The organism is Cellulosimicrobium cellulans, assembly GCF_001722485.1.
Classification (GTDB): domain Bacteria; phylum Actinomycetota; class Actinomycetes; order Actinomycetales; family Cellulomonadaceae; genus Cellulosimicrobium; species Cellulosimicrobium cellulans_A.
Window position 1 is genome coordinate 24,074 of the sequence record NZ_LWGL01000016.1, and the last position, 14,212, is coordinate 38,285.

Sequence of the window (14,212 nt, forward strand, 5' to 3'; positions counted from 1 at the left end):
CCGATGCGCGACGTGATCTACTCGATGAACATCTCGCTGGACGGCTACATCGTCGGGCCGGACGGGAGCTTCGACTGGGGCGGCCCCGATCCCGAGGTGTTCCAGCACTTCACGGACGAGATCCGCGAGGTCGACGTCCACCTGCTCGGGCGCAACCTCTACGAGGTCATGCGGTACTGGGACACGGCCGACCGTGCCTCGTTCGACGAGGCCGAGCGCGTCTGGGCGGACCTGTGGAACCCCCTGCCGAAGGTCGTGTTCTCCACGACGCTCACCGAGGTGGACGACTCGGCGCGGCTCGCCACGGAAGGCGTCGCGGAGGAGATCGAGAAGCTCCGCGCCGAGCCGGGGGAGGGCCTCATCGCGATCGGCGGCGCGACGCTCGCCGCCCAGGCCGCCGAGCACGACCTCATCGACGAGTACCGTGCCATGGTCTACCCGGTGCTGGTCGGCGGCGGGATCCCGTACTTCCCGCAGCGCGAGCGCCACGTCGACCTCGAGCTCGTCGAGAGTCGCGTCTTCGGCTCGGACGTCGTCTACCACCGCCACCGGGTCCGCCGGTAGGGCGCGACGGCGGGACGAACGGCGCATCCCGGCCGTCGTTGCTAGGTTTCGGGCGTGCCCTCTGACTGGAAGCGGCGACGCGCGGCCCGGCGCCTCAAGCCCGGCGACGGGCACACCCTGCCCCGCTTCCGGTGGTGGCAGCCCTTCGCGCGCACCCTGTTCCACCTGCGCCTCGTCGGCGAGGACGGCCGGCCGGAGACGTGGTCCGTCGACGTCCGGCTCTGGGGCGACAAGGACGACGGCGAGGTGCGGGCCCGGCTGTACCGGGACGGCCGGCACCACGCCACCTCCAAGCTCCCGGCCGAGTTCCCCGTCACGGGCGGCACCATCGAGGTGGAGGCGAGCAGCTTCGGGCTGAGGCGGTGCCACTACGTGCCCGACGACGGCGGCCCGGCCCGGCAGCTCGTGCCGGACCCGGCGTCCGCCGAGGGGCGCCGCGCCCGCCTCGAGCGCGACCACCCCGGGACGAGCCGCGCGATCGGGCTCGTCTCCTGGGTGGTGCTCGTGGTCGGCCTGGTCCTCGGCCTCCCGCAGATCGCGGAGGAGGTCTCGCAGATCCCGCTCGTCGCGGAGAACGTCGGCACGTTCACGTCCCCGTTCCACCTCCCGGCGACGCTCAACGTCGTGCTCGTCGTCGCGACCCTCCTCGCGAGCACGGAACGTGCGCTGCGCCTGCGCTACCACTGGCTCCTCGACGGCGGCCTGTTCGACGGCGACGACTGAGTTGTCGGCGCGGAGCGGACACGGCTGATGCCCCGGAATGGTTCCACCGTGCCCTGATGTACGACGAGCCCCGCACGACGAGGAGGCTCAGATCACTCCCGCGCAGATCTTCTCGGCGACCGCCCAGAGCTCCTCCTCACGCCGTGGGTCGTAGGACTCCTCGGACGACCGCTCGGCGACGTCGAGGTTGACGTACGCGCCGCTGTCCGCCGGGCGTCGGCCGAGGACGGTCCCGGCGAGGTGACGCCCGGCCGTCCGCGCGTCGACCGACCACGGCGTGAGGGTCAGCAGAGGAAGCATGTGTCGCATCGCGAACCGCTGGAGAGGACCGGCATCCCGGGCGAGGCCCGTGGCCGGGACGAAGCCGGGGTTCCAGGAGTAGGCGTCCACCCCGGCGGGGAGTCGTCGCGCCAGCTCGTGGACGAGGTAGATCACGGCGAGCTTGCTGGTCGAGTACGCGGTCCGGCCCGCCGTGACCGTGTCGGTGGAAGGCGTGGTGCCGGGCTCGGCAAGACGCTCGGGTGACCGCCAGGCGGGCGCAGGAACCATACCCAAGTTGTGCCGGAGGTCGCCGAAGTGCGTGTCCGAGGTGGTGACGACCACCCGCGCCGGGGACACGAACCGGTCCGACAGAAGGCGCAGCATCAGGTGGTTGGCGAGCACGTTGACAGCGAAGGTCGTCTCGATGCCGTCCACCGTCGCGCGGTTGGCCGAGGTGACCTGCACGCCGGCGTTGCCGACGAAGCCGGTGAGCGGAGGCAGCGCGCCCCTGTCCAGCCGCCGGCCCACCTCTGTGGCGGCGTCGTGGATTGAGGCGAGCGACGACAGCTCGCAGCCGACCCAGCTGACGTTCCTGCTGCCGCCGTCCCGGGACAGCTGCGCCACCAAGGCGGCTCCCGAGCCGCGCGTCGTGACGACGAGGTGGAGGTCGGGTGCGTCGCGCAGCATGCGGACGGCGGCGTGGTTCCCGATGCCGCGGCTGGCGCCGGTCATGACGACGGTGTGGTGCTGCACGGTGGTACTCCTCAGGGCTGACGGTTGCATGCACGGGTGACGTGCATGCGTCGACGGTCGCCGTTCGTCGTGAGCAGGCCCAGGTCCTGGCGTCACCGTAGGATCAGCGGTACCCAGGCTGACCGTCGCCGTGGCAGCGAGAATGACCTCATGCCGCACCCCGGACCGCTCGGTGATCTCACGTTCGCTGCGCTGCTGCGCCAGTGGCGCGACCGGCTCGCACCCGCCGAGGCGGGCATCGTCCCGGGTCGTACCAGGCGTGCGCCGGGCCTGCGGCGCGAAGAGCTCGCTCAGCTCGCCGGCATCTCGGTCGACTACGTCCTCCGGCTGGAGCAAGGCCGGGCGACCACTCCGTCCGCGCAGGTGGTCACGGCGTTGGCCCGCGGGCTGCGGCTCACCCGGGCCGAGCGGGACCTGCTCTTCGAGTCCGCAGGTCTGCTGCCGCCGCGCGACGGGACGGTGCAGACGCACGTGCCGGCGAGCGTGCAGCGACTCACGACGCGCCTCGACGACGTCCCGGTCGGCGTGTTCGGTGCGGACTGGACCATGGTGTGGTGGAACGCGATGTGGGAGGCGTTGCACGGCGACCCGTCCGTGCTGCCGCCCGCGGAACGCAACGTGGCGCGCGCCGTGTTCGGTAGCGGCGTCGCACGCTCCGCGCTCCACCCGTCGACGTCGGCCGGCGAGCCGGGTGCGTTCGAGGCCGCCGTCGTCGCGGACCTCAAGAGGGCGGTCGCCCGGTACCCCACCGACCCCCGGCTGCGCGCGCTCGTCGACGACCTGTCGTCGGCGTCGACGCTCTTCGCGGCTCTGTGGACCGCGAGCACTCCCGCCGCGCACGTGACCGACCGGAAGATGATCGAGCACCCCGTCGTAGGCGACCTCGAGCTGGACTGCGACGTGCTCGATGTGCCCGGGGCGGACCTCCACCTGGTCGCCTACACCGCCGCTCCCGGGTCGGACGCCGCCGGCAAGCTCGACCTGCTCCGCGTGACAGGGGTGCAGCAGCTGTTCCCCGCGCCGTGACCAGTGGCAACCAGCGCGTGGCATGCGGCCGTGGCACTGTGGCCCCATCTGCACGTGCGGCGAGAGGGAAATCGGGATGGCTCTGGGAAGACGTCGATCACACGAGCGCGCGGAACAGCGTGTCGACGGCGAGGAGACCGAGGTCGTGCCGCCGGACGCCGGCGACACCGTCGAGCAGTCGGTCGCCCGTGACGAGCCGGAGCCGGGCACGCGCCTACCGAGCGGCGTGTCGCAGCTGTGGGCGGACGGCGTCGGACGCGCGGGTACGCGGTCCCTGCAGGTGCTCGCGATCGTCGCGCTCGTCGCGGTCGCCGTGTTCGCCATCACGCGCCTGACCCTCATCGTCATCCCGGTGCTCATCGCGCTCGTGCTCGCCGCGGCGATCTCGCCGCTCGTGGGCTTCCTGCGGCGCAAGGGGCTGCCGTCGTTCCTCGCGACGGTGATCTCGCTGCTCGCGCTCGTCGCGCTGCTCGCGCTCATCGTCTGGCTCGTCGCGGCGGCCGTCGTGAACCAGTGGCCCACGCTGCGCGACCAGGCGATCCAGGGCTTCGAGGAGCTTCAGGCCTACGTCGAGGACCTGCCGTTCCAGATCTCGCAGGAGCAGATCTCGTCGGTGCAGGAGTCCGTCGTCGGCTTCCTGCAGTCCGACGCCGTCGGCTCGGGCGCGATCGCGGGCGTCTCGCAGACCGTCGACTTCGTCGCCGGGTTCCTCGTGATGATCGTCGTGCTGTTCTTCTTCCTCAAGGACGGCCCCGCCATGTGGGAGTTCCTCCTGCGCCCCTTCGAGGGCGATCGGTACGCGCGCGGCAAGCGGATCGGCAGCTCGACCATCGACACGCTCGGCGGCTACGTGCGCGGCACCGCGATCGTCGCGCTCGTCGACGCCGTCGCCATCGGCATCGGCCTGGCGATCGTCGGCGTCCCGCTCGCGATCCCGCTGTCGGTGCTCGTGTTCCTCCTCGCGTTCATCCCGCTCGTCGGTGCGACGCTCGCCGGCATCCTGTGCGCGCTCGTCGCCCTCGTCGCGGTCGGACCGGTCGAGGCGCTCATCGTCGTGGCGATCGTCGTCGCGGTGAACCAGCTCGAGGGCGACCTGCTGCAGCCCGTCGTCATGGGCCGCACGCTGCGCCTGCACCCGCTGATCATCCTCGTCGCGCTGACCGCCGGGACCGTCCTCGCCGGCCTCACGGGCGCCGTGCTCGCCGTCCCGATCGCGGCGTCGATCTGGCGCGCGATCCAGGTGTGGGACGGCCCGAACCTGCCCGCGCGCTTCGCCCGGCAGAAGCGACGGGAGTCCGTGGAGCCCGCCTGACCGGTAGCGTCAGCCGGCGTGATCTCCACCCTGCTCGTCGCGCACCCGTGGTTCTCGCCGGCGGTCCTCTGCGCGCTCGTGCTGCTCGGCCCGCTCGCGGGCCGCTGGCTCCTCCAGCGCCCGCGGGTGGCCTGGACGCTGTTCGGCGTCTCGCTGCTGCCGGTCGTCCTGCTGACCCTCGTGCCGACGAGCCGGGAGGTGTTCGAGCGCTGCGCCGTCGGCTGGGTGCTGCCGACCTTCGGCCGCGTCGAGCTCATGGCGAACGTCATCCTGCTCGTCCCGCCCGTCCTCCTCGCGGCGGTGGCGGCCCGACGGCCGGTGCTCGCGCTGCTCGGCGGCGTCGCGGGGTCGGCGGTGATCGAGGCCGTGCAGGCGCTCGTGCCCGCGCTCGGCCGGTCCTGCGACACCAACGACTGGCTGTCCAACGCGATCGGCGCGCTCCTCGGGGCGGCGCTCGGTGCCGTCGCGATGTGGCTCTCGCGCCGTCCACGCCGCTCCGACGATGCGGCCGGCGCGCTCCCGGGTGTGGTGGACGCCGCTGGGTCGCAGCACCGGTAGCGTCGTCCCTCGTGCTCATGCAGGTGATCCTCACGCACCCCTGGCTGCCGCCCGCGGTGCTCCTGGCGCTCGTGGTCCTCGGCCCGTTCGTCGGGCGTCGGCTCGTCGACCGCCCGCGCGCAGCGTGGATCGCCTTCGCCGTCTCGCTGGTCCCCGTCGCGTTCCTCACGCTCGTGCCCACGGGTGGTGACGCCGAGACCTGTGTCCTGAACTGGCAGCTGCCGTCGCTCGGCAACGTCGAGATGCTGGCGAACATCGCGCTGTTCGTCCCGCCGGTGCTGCTCGCGTCCGTGGCGAGCCGGCGTCCGTGGTGGGCGCTCGCGGGCGGCGTGGTCGGTTCCGTGGCGATCGAGCTCCTGCAGACGCTGCTGCCGGCGCTCGGCCGCTCGTGCGACACGAACGACGTGCTCGCCAACGCCCTCGGCGCCGCGCTCGGGGCGGCGCTCGCGGCGGCCGCGCTCGTGCTCGCGCGGCGCACGGCGCCGAGCCGGCCGCAGGAGTCCGCGGACGTCGAGGTGCCGGCGTCGCGGTGACAGCCCGCGACGTCAGCCCTGGGCCTGCTCGAGGCTGGTGACGGCCTTCTCGACGCGGCGGGCGCGGACGGCGTCGTCCTGTGCCGTGGCGACCTGGGTGATGATCAGGAAGCGGTCGACGCGGGACAGCCCCGCGAACCGCGTCGCCGCAGCGGGCGAGCGCTCCAGCGCTGCGGCGAGGTCCGCCGGCACCTCGGCCGCGGCCTGACCGGCGTACGCGCGCTCCCAGCGGCCGTCGGCCTGGGCGCGGTCGATCTCGGCCTGCCCGCGGGCGCGCATCCGTCCCGACGCGACGAGGTCGGCGACGATCGCGACGTTCCGCTGCGACCACAGCGAGCGGGCGCGCCGCGGGGTGAAGTGCTGCAGGAACGTGCCGGCGTCGCGCGCGTTGCGCCGCCCGTCGATCCACCCGCTGCACAGCGCCTCCTCCAGCGCCTCGGCGTAGGTGAGCGACGTCGGCTCGCGCGTGCCCTTCTTCGCCAGGACGAGGCGCACGCCGTCGGACGTGCCCTCGTGGGCGTCGAGCCACGCTCGCCAGGCGGCGGCGTCGGGGACGATCAGCGGATCGGGTGCGGGAGCGTCGTCGGCCATGGTCAGCATCCTCCCGCGCGAAGCGGTCGGGGACGGTCCTCTTCCCGGGTCACGGGGCAGCCGTCGTGGCCGCGGCCAACCGGGTCGAGAGCGCGGCCGCGGCCCGGCGCAGCGGTTCCGGGCCGACGACCGTGAACGGGGCGTCGAAGCGCAGCACCAGCGCGACGAGGCCGGCCCAGGACCACGACCCGACGACGAGCCGGCACGAGCGCTCGTCGACCGCGATGACCTCGCCGTCGTCCACCCAGGGAGCCACCTCGCTCGCCGGCAGCTCGACGACGACCTCGCCGGTGCAGGGCCACCGGTCCTGCGCCTGCGACCCCTTGGACCGGGCGGCGAAGAACGACAGCGCGTCCGGCGCGGGGAGTGGTCGCGGCGTGAACCGGGCGCCGGCCGGCGTGCGCGGGTGCAGGCGGTCGAGACGGAAGATCCGCCAGTCGTCGCGGTGGAGGTCCCACGCGACGAGGTACCAGCGGCCGCCCCGCGCGACGACGTCGTGCGGCTCGACGTGGCGCGGTGGGCCGTCCGCGTCCGCGTAGTCGAACCGCAGGGTGCGGCGGTCGCGTACCGCGGTGCTCACGGCCTCGAGCACGTCCGGGGAGACCTGCGACGACGGCTCCGCGCCGGTGAACCGGATGCCGTCGACCCGGTGGCGCAGCCGCGGAGGCATGACCTGCCGGACCGTCGCGAGCGCCCGCTCCGCGGCCTCGTCGACGGCGACCCCGCTGGACGGCGCGGCCTGCAGGGCGACGGCGACCGCCACCGCCTGCTCGTCGTCGAACAGCAGCGGAGGGAGCTCGGACCCCGCCGCGAGCCGGTAGCCCCCGTGCCGACCCTTCGTCGCGCCGATCGCGTACCCGAGCTCGCGGAGCCGGTCCACGTCCCGGCGCACCGTGCGCGGTGTCACGCCCAGGCGTTCGGCCAGCACGTGGCCCGGCCAGTCGCGCCGCGTCTGCAGCAGCGAGAGCAGGGACAGCATCCGCGAGGAGCCTCCGATCATGCGACCAGTCTGCTGCAGTCAGAGGACCCGACCTGTCCTCTGAGCCTGGGAGCGTCGTCCTGACGGCACACCGCCGCACCGACCAGCGACGAGAAGGACACCTCATGGGCATCAGCACCACCACCCACCTCAACTTCCGCGGCACCGCGCGGCAGGCGCTCGACTTCTACGCGACCGTCTTCGGCGGGCAGGTCGTCGCGACGACGTACGGCGACGTCGGCATGCCGCGTGACCTGCCCGGCGCCGACAAGGTCGTCTTCGGCCAGGTCGAGACCGCGGACGGCTTCCGCCTCATGGCCTACGACGTGCCCGGCCACGACGACCCCGACGCGAGCGCGATCGCCGGCACCACCACCCGCGAGAACGGCGCGACGATCACCGACCGGACGTTCTTCCAGTCGCTGCGCGGCGAGACCCTCGAGGAGGTCACCGCGTACTGGGACGCCCTGTCCGACGGCGCGGACGTCGTCGAGCCGCTCGCGGCATCGCCGTGGAGCCCGGGTTTCGGCATGCTGACCGACCGGTTCGGCGTGACCTGGGTGCTCGACGTCCAGCCCGCGCACGCCGGCTGACGCGCGCCGCGCGGCCTTCCCGGGCGTGAGACGTCCGGGAGGGCCGCGCGCTCGTCGATCGCTCCGACGCCCTGATGCTCGAGCGCGGAGGTGGCCGCGCACGCGCTGCGGCGCGTCGGGCGGGCGCCTCCCAGACCTCTGACCAGGCATGTGACCGGGATCACATTTTGGCCGCGCGTGCGGGGGACCCGTGTGCCACCCTGCTGAGACAGGGGGCGAGAAGGTGCCAGTCACAACCAGCCGACCCGATGTGGGGTTCCGATGGACAGGCTCAAGATCGCCGGTCTGCTGCTGGGCGGATATCTGCTCGGCCGGACCAAGAAGTTCAAGACCGCTCTCCTCGTGGCGAGCGCCGTCGGCGCCAAGCGCATGAGCGACGACTCCGGAGGGCCGCTGGGCCAGCTCGGTCAGCTCGGCCAGTCGCTGAGATCGTCCCCGGAGATCCAGCGCCTCACCGACGAGATCACGGGCAAGCTCATGGACGCCGGCAAGACCGCGGCGCTCGCGGCCGCCACGAAGGGCGTCGACTCGGTCCGGAGCAACCTCGAGTCGCGCACCGAGAAGCTCACGTCCCAGTCCCCGACCAGCGGGCTCTCCGACGCCGTGAAGGGCAAGCGCGGCAAGCAGGAGTCCGACGAGGGCGACCAGTCGCAGCAGGGCGGCGAGGAGGAGGCCCCGCAGGACGAGACGCCGCAGGACGAGGCCCCACAGGACGAGCAGGCGCAGGACGAGGAGACGCAGGGCGAGGAGACGTCGGGCGACGAGGACGAGGGCGGCGAGGAGCCTGTCGACGAGGAGTCCGACGAGCACGAGGACGAGGGTGCCGAGGAGGAGTCCGACGAGGAGCCCGTCGACGAGCACGAGGACGAGCACGAGGAGGAGCACGAGGACGAGGGCGCCGAGGACGAGTCGGACGAGGAGTCCGGCGACGAGGGCGAGCCCACGGACGAAGCCACCGACGAGCAGGAGGACGAGGACACCGAGGAGGAGCCCAGCGACGAGGCCTCCGACGACGAGGGAACCACCGACGAGGGCGCCGACGAGGGCGAGGAGCCCGCTGACCAGGCGTCGGACGCGGGCGAGGAGCCCGCCGACGAGTCGTCCGACGAGGGTGGGGAGCCGACGGGCGAGACCTCCGACGAGGGCGAGACCGCGGAGGAGCCCGAGGAGCCGGCCGCTGAGAAGCCTGCGGAGGAGGAGCCCGCGGAGAAGCCGAAGCCGGCCGCGAAGCGCTCGGGCGCTGCCCGCTCCGGGGCCAAGTCGGGGACCCAGTCGCGCAAGACGGGCACGTCGTCGCGCAGCTCGGGCACCCAGTCCCGCAGCACGTCGTCGTCCTCCGGCCGATCCACGGGCCGGTCGACCGGCCGGTCCAAGGGCTGAGCGGCCCTCGTGCCGTCGGAGCAAGGAGCACACCGATGACTGACACGACGCGCAAGACCGCCGCGGGGCTGCCGCTCGAGGGGCTCAAGCACGCCGCGGGCGGGTACGCCCGGGCTCTCGGGGGAAGCCTCGTCGACAAGGTGACGGACCGCGTCAGCGGGCTGTCGGACCGCCTCACGTCCTACGCGACGGGCGGCGGTGGGTCCGACGACGAGGACGGCGGTGGCACGAGCGCCGCCGGGGCCGCACTCAGCAAGACCGGCGAGACGCTGAGCGAGGGCGGCTCCCCGCTCAAGGCCGGGCTCAAGGGCGCCTTCACCGGCGTCAAGGAGAAGGTCAAGGGCATTTTCGGCGGCGGGAAGGGCGGGGGCAGCAAGGCCTTCAAGTTCAACAATATCGTCGAAAGCTTCGACATCGGCGTCCCGGCCGACCTCGTCTACGACGCCTGGACGCAGTACGACCAGTGGCCGTCGTTCATGAAGAAGCTCGAGAACGCCGAGCTCGACGACGAGGAGGGCGAGGTCTCCTTCAAGGGCCAGGTCTTCTGGTCGCACCGCGAGTGGAAGACGACGATCACGGACCAGGTCCCTGGCCGGCGGATCAACTGGAAGTCGTCCGGGCCGAAGGGTCACATCAGCGGTGTCGTCACGTTCCACGACCTGGGTGAGGACCTCACCCGCGTCGTCGTCGTCCTCGCCTACCACCCGCAGGGCTTCATGGAGAAGACCGCGAACATGTGGCGCGCCGCGAACCGGCGGGTGCGGCTCGAGCTCAAGCACTTCGTGCGGCACGTCATGACCGAGTCCGTCCTGAACCCGGACGAGGTCGAGGGCTACCGGGCGGAGATCCACGACGAAGAAGTGGTGCGCACGCACGACGAGGTCGTGAGCGACGAGCAGGCCGACGAGGAGGCCGAGGGCGAGGACTACGAGGGCGAGGACTACGGGGACGAGGAGTACGACGAGGAGGGCGACGAGGGCGGAGACGAGGGCGAGTACGAGGGCGAGTACGAGGGCGATCAGGACGAGGGATACGAGGACGAGGGCGGCGAGTACGAGGACGAGGGGGACCAGTACGACGACGCCCAGGGCGACGAGGAACCTGAGGAGCAGCGATGAGCCAGACGACCGTGAGCCGCGCCCGCGGCTCGTACGTCGAGCGACCGTCGAGCGCGTCGCTGGCGGACGTCATCAACATCATCCTCGACAAGGGGATCGTCATCGACGCCTTCGTGCGCGTCTCGCTGGTGGGCATCGAGGTGATCACCATCGACGCCCGCATCGTCATCGCGAGCGTGGACACGTACCTGCGCTTCGCCGAGGCCACGAACCGGCTCGACCTCGCGCAGACGGGTGGTCGCGACCTGCCCGAGCTGTTCGACGACCTCAACCAGAGCGGTGCCAGCGGCAGGACGAAGGGCGTCATCGGCGGGGTCAAGGAAGCCCTGACGGGGTCGGACGAGAAGTCGTCCGGCCAGAAGTCGGAGCAGCGGCAGTCCCGGCAGCAGTCCGAGGGTGAGCGCAGCGGCAGCCGGAGGAGCTCGTCGTGACGGCGGCCGTCTCGCAGGACCAGCCCGTCGAGGCCGCGGCGATGCTGTACCTCTACGGGCTGGTGCTGCGCGGCGCCGAGGTGCCCCCGGGCACCACGGGCGTGCTCGGCGAGCCGGTGCGCACCGTGCCGGCGGGCGACGTCGACGCCGTCGTGTCCGACGTCCCGGACGAGGACGTCGTCGGCACGCCCGCCGAGGTGCGCGCGCACGCCGCGGTCCTCGACCTGCTCGGGGCGTCGATGCCGGTGCTTCCCGTCCGGTTCGGCACCGTGGTGGACGACGTCGGTCCGCACGTCCTCGACGGCCAGGACGGGGAGCCGTACGCCGACCAGCTCGAACGCCTCGCGGACCTCACGCAGCTGAGCCTGCGCGTCCGGTACGTGGAGGACGTCGTCCTCGCCGAGCTCGTCGCCGAGGACGCCGAGATCCGGCGCCTGCGGGAGTCGGTGCACGGTCGCGACCCCGACGCCGCCTACTACGACCGGGTGCGCCTGGGCGAGCTCGTCGTCGCCGGGTTCCGGCGCAAGCGGCAGGCCGAGGCGGCCGCGCTCGAGGAGGCGGTCGCGCCCCACGTCGCCGAGCTGCGCCGGCGGCCCGAGGGCGAGGTGACGGACGTCCTCGACGCCGCGGTGCTCGTGCGGCGTGCCGACGTGGCCCGGTTCGAGGAGGCGCTCGAGGCGCTCGCGGCCCGGGGGCGGGACCGCCTGACGTTCCGGCTCGTCGGGCCGCAGGCGCCCTACGACTTCGTGGAGACGTGACCATGGGCCTGCTCTGGAGCCTCGTGTCGTTGCCGCTGGCCCCGGTGCGCGGCACGGCGTGGATCGCCGCGCAGGTCCTCGCCGCGGCCGAGAGCGAGTACTACGACGCCGGGGCGATCCGCCGCCGTCTGGAGCAGGTCGCCGACGCGCGGGACCGCGGCGAGATCGACGACGCCACGGCCGACGCGCTCGAGGAGGAGCTCGTGGCCCGGCTCGTCGAGGCCAACCGTCGCGCCCGGGAAGGAGGAGGGCGATGAGCGAGTCAGGTACCGCCGCGCGGACGTCCGAGCGGCGCGGCGAGGAACGCCCGCGCCGCGGCGACGCCCCGCCGCCGGAGCGGACGAGGCCGACGGCGGAGAGGAAGGCGCCCGAGAGCAAGGGGCCGGAGAAGAAGGCGCCCGAGAAGAAGGCGCCCGAGAAGAAGGCGCCCGAGAAGAAGGCGCCCGAGAAGAAGGCGCCCGAGAAGGAGTCGCCCGAGGAGAAGGGGCCGGAGAAGTCGTCGTCGGGGCTGACCGCCGGGCGGGCCGCGCGCAAGGCGCTCGAGCACTTCACGGAGCTCGGCGGGAGCGACGTCGAGCAGGTCGTCGGCGTCCAGCACGAGGACGGTCGCTGGACCGTCGTGCTCGAGGTGCTCGAGGACCCGCACGTGCCGAGCACGTCGGACGTCCTCGCCGAGTACGAGGTCTCGCTCGACGACTCCGGCGAGCTGCTCGGCTTCCGGCGCGTGCACCGGTACGTGCGCGGCCGGGTGGGGGGCTAGGAGGCGCCGCGCGCTGCGGCCGGACGGACCCGGGACCGGGGGGAGGACGCATGAGCGTGGTGAGCGGAGGGCAGGGCGGCGGTCTCGAGCCGCGGCGTGAGCGCGAGGGGTCGCTCACGCACGTCGTCGAGACGCTGCTCGACAAGGGGCTCGTGCTCAACGCCGACATCATGGTGTCGGTCGCCGGGGTCGAGCTCCTGGGCATCCGCATCCGCGCCGCGCTGGCGTCGTTCGACACGGCCGCCCGGTACGGGCTCGAGTTCCCCTCGGGCACGAACACGAGCACCGTCGCCTGGACTCGGGCGCTCGAGGCCAAGGAGACGTGCCCGAGCTGCGGCAAGAGCGTGCCGACCCAGCAGCTGCTCGACGAGTACTGCCCGTGGTGCGGCTGGCGCAGCGCACGGGCGCTGCGCCGCGAGGAGCAGGCGCAGCTCGCGGGCGGCGCCGGCGGCACGGCGGACGACGACCGGACGCAGGAGGTGACCGACGACGATGAGTGAGCTCGCCACGGCGACGGTCGCCGCGCCGCCGCTCGAGCCGACGCGCGACGTGCGCGCGACGCTCCCCGACCTCGTCGACGCGCTGCTCGACAAGGGGGTCTTCCTCGACCTCGACCTCGCCGTCAGCGTGGCCGGCATCCCGCTGATCGGCGTGAGCCTGCGGGCCACGCTCGCCGGGTTCGAGACCTTGCTCGAGCACGGCATGCTCGTCGGCTGGGACGAGCAGACCCGGGCCCGGGCGCGACGGTCCGGGGAGCCGGAGCAGCTCGCGAGCGGGACGGCGTCGACCACGGGCCCGATGTGGTTCGCCGAGGAGCTCGCGGGCGGCACCACCTGGCGCGAGGGGACCGGGACGCTCGACCCCGCCGGGGGCCTCGCCTGGACCGGCGCGCTCGAGCGCCGCCCCGCCGTCCGCCTCCGTCCGGACGAGCTGCTCGCCGTCGAGCGGGAGCCGGGCGCCTCGCCGGCGGGCGACGAGGTCGTCGTCGTGACCGGACCCACCGGGGCGGCGCGGCTCGCCGTCCCCGACACCGAACGGTGGCTGCGCGCGCTGCGGGCGCTCGCGGACGAGCCGCCGACGCACGGACGCACGGACCGGCCCGGAGGTGCGGCATGACGCTCAACGTCGACGAGAAGAGCCTCAAGGACGGCGTGCTGGCGCTCGTCATCACCCTCGTCGAGGTGATCCAGGAGGCGCTCGAGAGCCAGGCGCTGCGCCGCATCGAGGGCGGGAGCCTCACCGAGGAGGAGCAGGAACGGCTCGGGCAGGCCCTGCTCGACCTCGACGAGGCCATCGAGCAGATCAAGGACGACCACGGCATCGCAGGCTCGGTGCGGGACCTGCGGCGCGGCCTCGACGACCTCGTGGCCGACGCCGTCGACGGGCTCGTCGACCCGGCACGGTGGGCGGAGGCGCGACGGCAGGACCGCCGGTGACCGAGCCGGGCCTGTACCTCTACCTCGTCGCCGCCGGCACCCCCGGCACCCTCGGCACGGGCGTCGACGGCGCACCGCTCTCGCTCGTCACCGGCCCCACCGGGCTGTCCGCCGTCGTGCACGAGCACACCGCCGGACCGTTCGAGGGACCCGACGACGTGGTGCGCCGCCGGGTGCTCGAGCACAGCGACGTCGTCGACCGGATCTGGCAGGCCGGCTCCACCGTCCTGCCCGCGAGCTTCAACGTCATCGTCGCGCCCGCGCCCGGCGCCCCGGCCCGCGAGCGGCTCGTGCGCTGGCTCACCGACCGCGACGCCGAGCTGAGCGCCCGGGTCGGGGCGCTGCGCGGGCGCGTCGAGCTGCGCGTCGGCGTCGGCCTCGCGCTCGACGTGGTCGCCGGCGAGCACCCCGACCTCGCCGACGTGCCCGCCGAGCT

Annotated in this window: 19 protein-coding genes and 2 pseudogenes; 17 read left to right on the forward strand and 4 right to left on the reverse strand. The window is 73.3% G+C overall.

The genetic code is table 11. The features are described from left to right. Positions 1-3 precede the first annotated feature (3 nt). Positions 4-564, forward strand: coding sequence for a dihydrofolate reductase family protein (locus JZ5iCDA_RS03565; RefSeq protein WP_069385887.1), 561 nt, complete (start codon positions 4-6; stop codon positions 562-564). A gap of 54 nt (positions 565-618) precedes the next feature. Then, positions 619-1,287, forward strand: a complete 669-nt coding sequence (locus tag JZ5iCDA_RS03570) for a hypothetical protein (protein WP_069385888.1) — start codon at positions 619-621, stop codon at positions 1,285-1,287. 87 nt (positions 1,288-1,374) lie between these two features. On the opposite strand, the gene JZ5iCDA_RS03575 is transcribed toward JZ5iCDA_RS03570, so the two are convergent. Continuing rightward, a complete protein-coding gene (locus JZ5iCDA_RS03575) occupies positions 1,375-2,301 on the reverse strand; it encodes an SDR family NAD(P)-dependent oxidoreductase (protein WP_216093393.1) in 927 nt (308 codons plus the stop codon). A 150-nt stretch (positions 2,302-2,451) separates the two neighbouring features. Between JZ5iCDA_RS03575 and JZ5iCDA_RS03580 the strand changes: the two genes are divergently transcribed. The 4 genes from JZ5iCDA_RS03580 to JZ5iCDA_RS03595 all read left to right on the forward strand — a co-directional run bounded on the left by JZ5iCDA_RS03580 (position 2,452) and on the right by JZ5iCDA_RS03595 (position 5,730). Next, positions 2,452-3,327: a helix-turn-helix transcriptional regulator gene (locus JZ5iCDA_RS03580; protein ID WP_069385890.1), complete on the forward strand. Its 876-nt coding sequence runs from the start codon at positions 2,452-2,454 to the stop codon at positions 3,325-3,327. A 76-nt stretch (positions 3,328-3,403) separates the two neighbouring features. Then, complete coding sequence (locus JZ5iCDA_RS03585) at positions 3,404-4,639, forward strand: AI-2E family transporter (RefSeq protein ID WP_083259623.1); 1,236 nt, start codon at positions 3,404-3,406, stop codon at positions 4,637-4,639. Between the two features lie 18 nt (positions 4,640-4,657). After that, positions 4,658-5,197 (forward strand): VanZ family protein, encoded by a 540-nt coding sequence (locus JZ5iCDA_RS03590; RefSeq protein ID WP_069385892.1) that lies wholly within the window; start codon positions 4,658-4,660, stop codon positions 5,195-5,197. Positions 5,198-5,214: 17 nt separating this feature from the next. Further along, positions 5,215-5,730: a VanZ family protein gene (locus JZ5iCDA_RS03595; protein WP_083259628.1), complete on the forward strand. Its 516-nt coding sequence runs from the start codon at positions 5,215-5,217 to the stop codon at positions 5,728-5,730. A gap of 12 nt (positions 5,731-5,742) precedes the next feature. Here JZ5iCDA_RS03595 and JZ5iCDA_RS03600 read toward each other — a convergent pair whose 3' ends face one another. Both JZ5iCDA_RS03600 and JZ5iCDA_RS03605 read right to left on the reverse strand, forming a co-directional pair. Next, a complete protein-coding gene (locus JZ5iCDA_RS03600; protein ID WP_069385907.1) occupies positions 5,743-6,321 on the reverse strand; it encodes a YdeI/OmpD-associated family protein in 579 nt (192 codons plus the stop codon). 49 nt (positions 6,322-6,370) lie between these two features. Beyond that, positions 6,371-7,321: a helix-turn-helix transcriptional regulator gene (locus JZ5iCDA_RS03605; protein ID WP_069385894.1), complete on the reverse strand. Its 951-nt coding sequence runs from the start codon at positions 7,319-7,321 to the stop codon at positions 6,371-6,373. 104 nt (positions 7,322-7,425) lie between these two features. Between JZ5iCDA_RS03605 and JZ5iCDA_RS03610 the strand changes: the two genes are divergently transcribed. From JZ5iCDA_RS03610 to JZ5iCDA_RS03635, 6 genes are all read left to right on the forward strand, one after another. Beyond that, on the forward strand, positions 7,426-7,893 hold the full coding sequence (locus JZ5iCDA_RS03610; RefSeq protein WP_069385895.1) for a VOC family protein: 468 nt from the start codon (positions 7,426-7,428) through the stop codon (positions 7,891-7,893). Positions 7,894-8,154: 261 nt separating this feature from the next. Next, positions 8,155-9,273 carry a hypothetical protein gene (locus tag JZ5iCDA_RS03615; RefSeq protein ID WP_069385896.1) on the forward strand — a complete coding sequence of 373 codons (1,119 nt, stop codon included), beginning with the start codon at positions 8,155-8,157 and terminating at the stop codon, positions 9,271-9,273. A gap of 35 nt (positions 9,274-9,308) precedes the next feature. Continuing rightward, positions 9,309-10,391, forward strand: a complete 1,083-nt coding sequence (locus JZ5iCDA_RS03620; RefSeq protein ID WP_069385897.1) for an SRPBCC family protein — start codon at positions 9,309-9,311, stop codon at positions 10,389-10,391. Further along, positions 10,388-10,822, forward strand: coding sequence for a gas vesicle protein GvpJ (gene gvpJ, locus JZ5iCDA_RS03625; RefSeq protein WP_069385898.1), 435 nt, complete (start codon positions 10,388-10,390; stop codon positions 10,820-10,822). The genes JZ5iCDA_RS03620 and gvpJ overlap by 4 nt, the downstream gene beginning before the upstream one ends. Continuing rightward, positions 10,819-11,580 (forward strand): GvpL/GvpF family gas vesicle protein, encoded by a 762-nt coding sequence (locus JZ5iCDA_RS03630; RefSeq protein WP_083259624.1) that lies wholly within the window; start codon positions 10,819-10,821, stop codon positions 11,578-11,580. The genes gvpJ and JZ5iCDA_RS03630 overlap by 4 nt, the downstream gene beginning before the upstream one ends. A gap of 2 nt (positions 11,581-11,582) precedes the next feature. After that, complete coding sequence (locus tag JZ5iCDA_RS03635) at positions 11,583-11,837, forward strand: gas vesicle protein GvpG (protein WP_069385899.1); 255 nt, start codon at positions 11,583-11,585, stop codon at positions 11,835-11,837. Positions 11,838-12,000: 163 nt separating this feature from the next. Here JZ5iCDA_RS03635 and JZ5iCDA_RS20045 read toward each other — a convergent pair. Further along, a pseudogene (locus JZ5iCDA_RS20045) lies at positions 12,001-12,132 on the reverse strand (hypothetical protein); the annotation flags it as partial. Between JZ5iCDA_RS20045 and JZ5iCDA_RS20050 the strand changes: the two are divergent. From JZ5iCDA_RS20050 to JZ5iCDA_RS03660, 5 genes and pseudogenes are all read left to right on the forward strand, one after another. After that, positions 12,071-12,340, forward strand: a pseudogene (locus tag JZ5iCDA_RS20050) (gas vesicle protein); the annotation flags it as partial. The pseudogenes JZ5iCDA_RS20045 and JZ5iCDA_RS20050 sit on opposite strands and share 62 nt — an antisense overlap. Positions 12,341-12,390: 50 nt before the next feature. After that, positions 12,391-12,840 (forward strand): gas vesicle protein, encoded by a 450-nt coding sequence (locus JZ5iCDA_RS19900; RefSeq protein WP_069385900.1) that lies wholly within the window; start codon positions 12,391-12,393, stop codon positions 12,838-12,840. Beyond that, positions 12,833-13,456: a gas vesicle protein gene (locus JZ5iCDA_RS18280; protein WP_069385901.1), complete on the forward strand. Its 624-nt coding sequence runs from the start codon at positions 12,833-12,835 to the stop codon at positions 13,454-13,456. The genes JZ5iCDA_RS19900 and JZ5iCDA_RS18280 overlap by 8 nt, the downstream gene beginning before the upstream one ends. Further along, positions 13,453-13,776 (forward strand): gas vesicle protein K, encoded by a 324-nt coding sequence (locus JZ5iCDA_RS03655; RefSeq protein WP_069385902.1) that lies wholly within the window; start codon positions 13,453-13,455, stop codon positions 13,774-13,776. The genes JZ5iCDA_RS18280 and JZ5iCDA_RS03655 overlap by 4 nt, the downstream gene beginning before the upstream one ends. Further along, positions 13,773-14,212 (forward strand): GvpL/GvpF family gas vesicle protein (locus JZ5iCDA_RS03660; protein ID WP_171905282.1); only part of this gene is annotated, 440 nt, incomplete at its 3' end. The genes JZ5iCDA_RS03655 and JZ5iCDA_RS03660, both read left to right, overlap by 4 nt.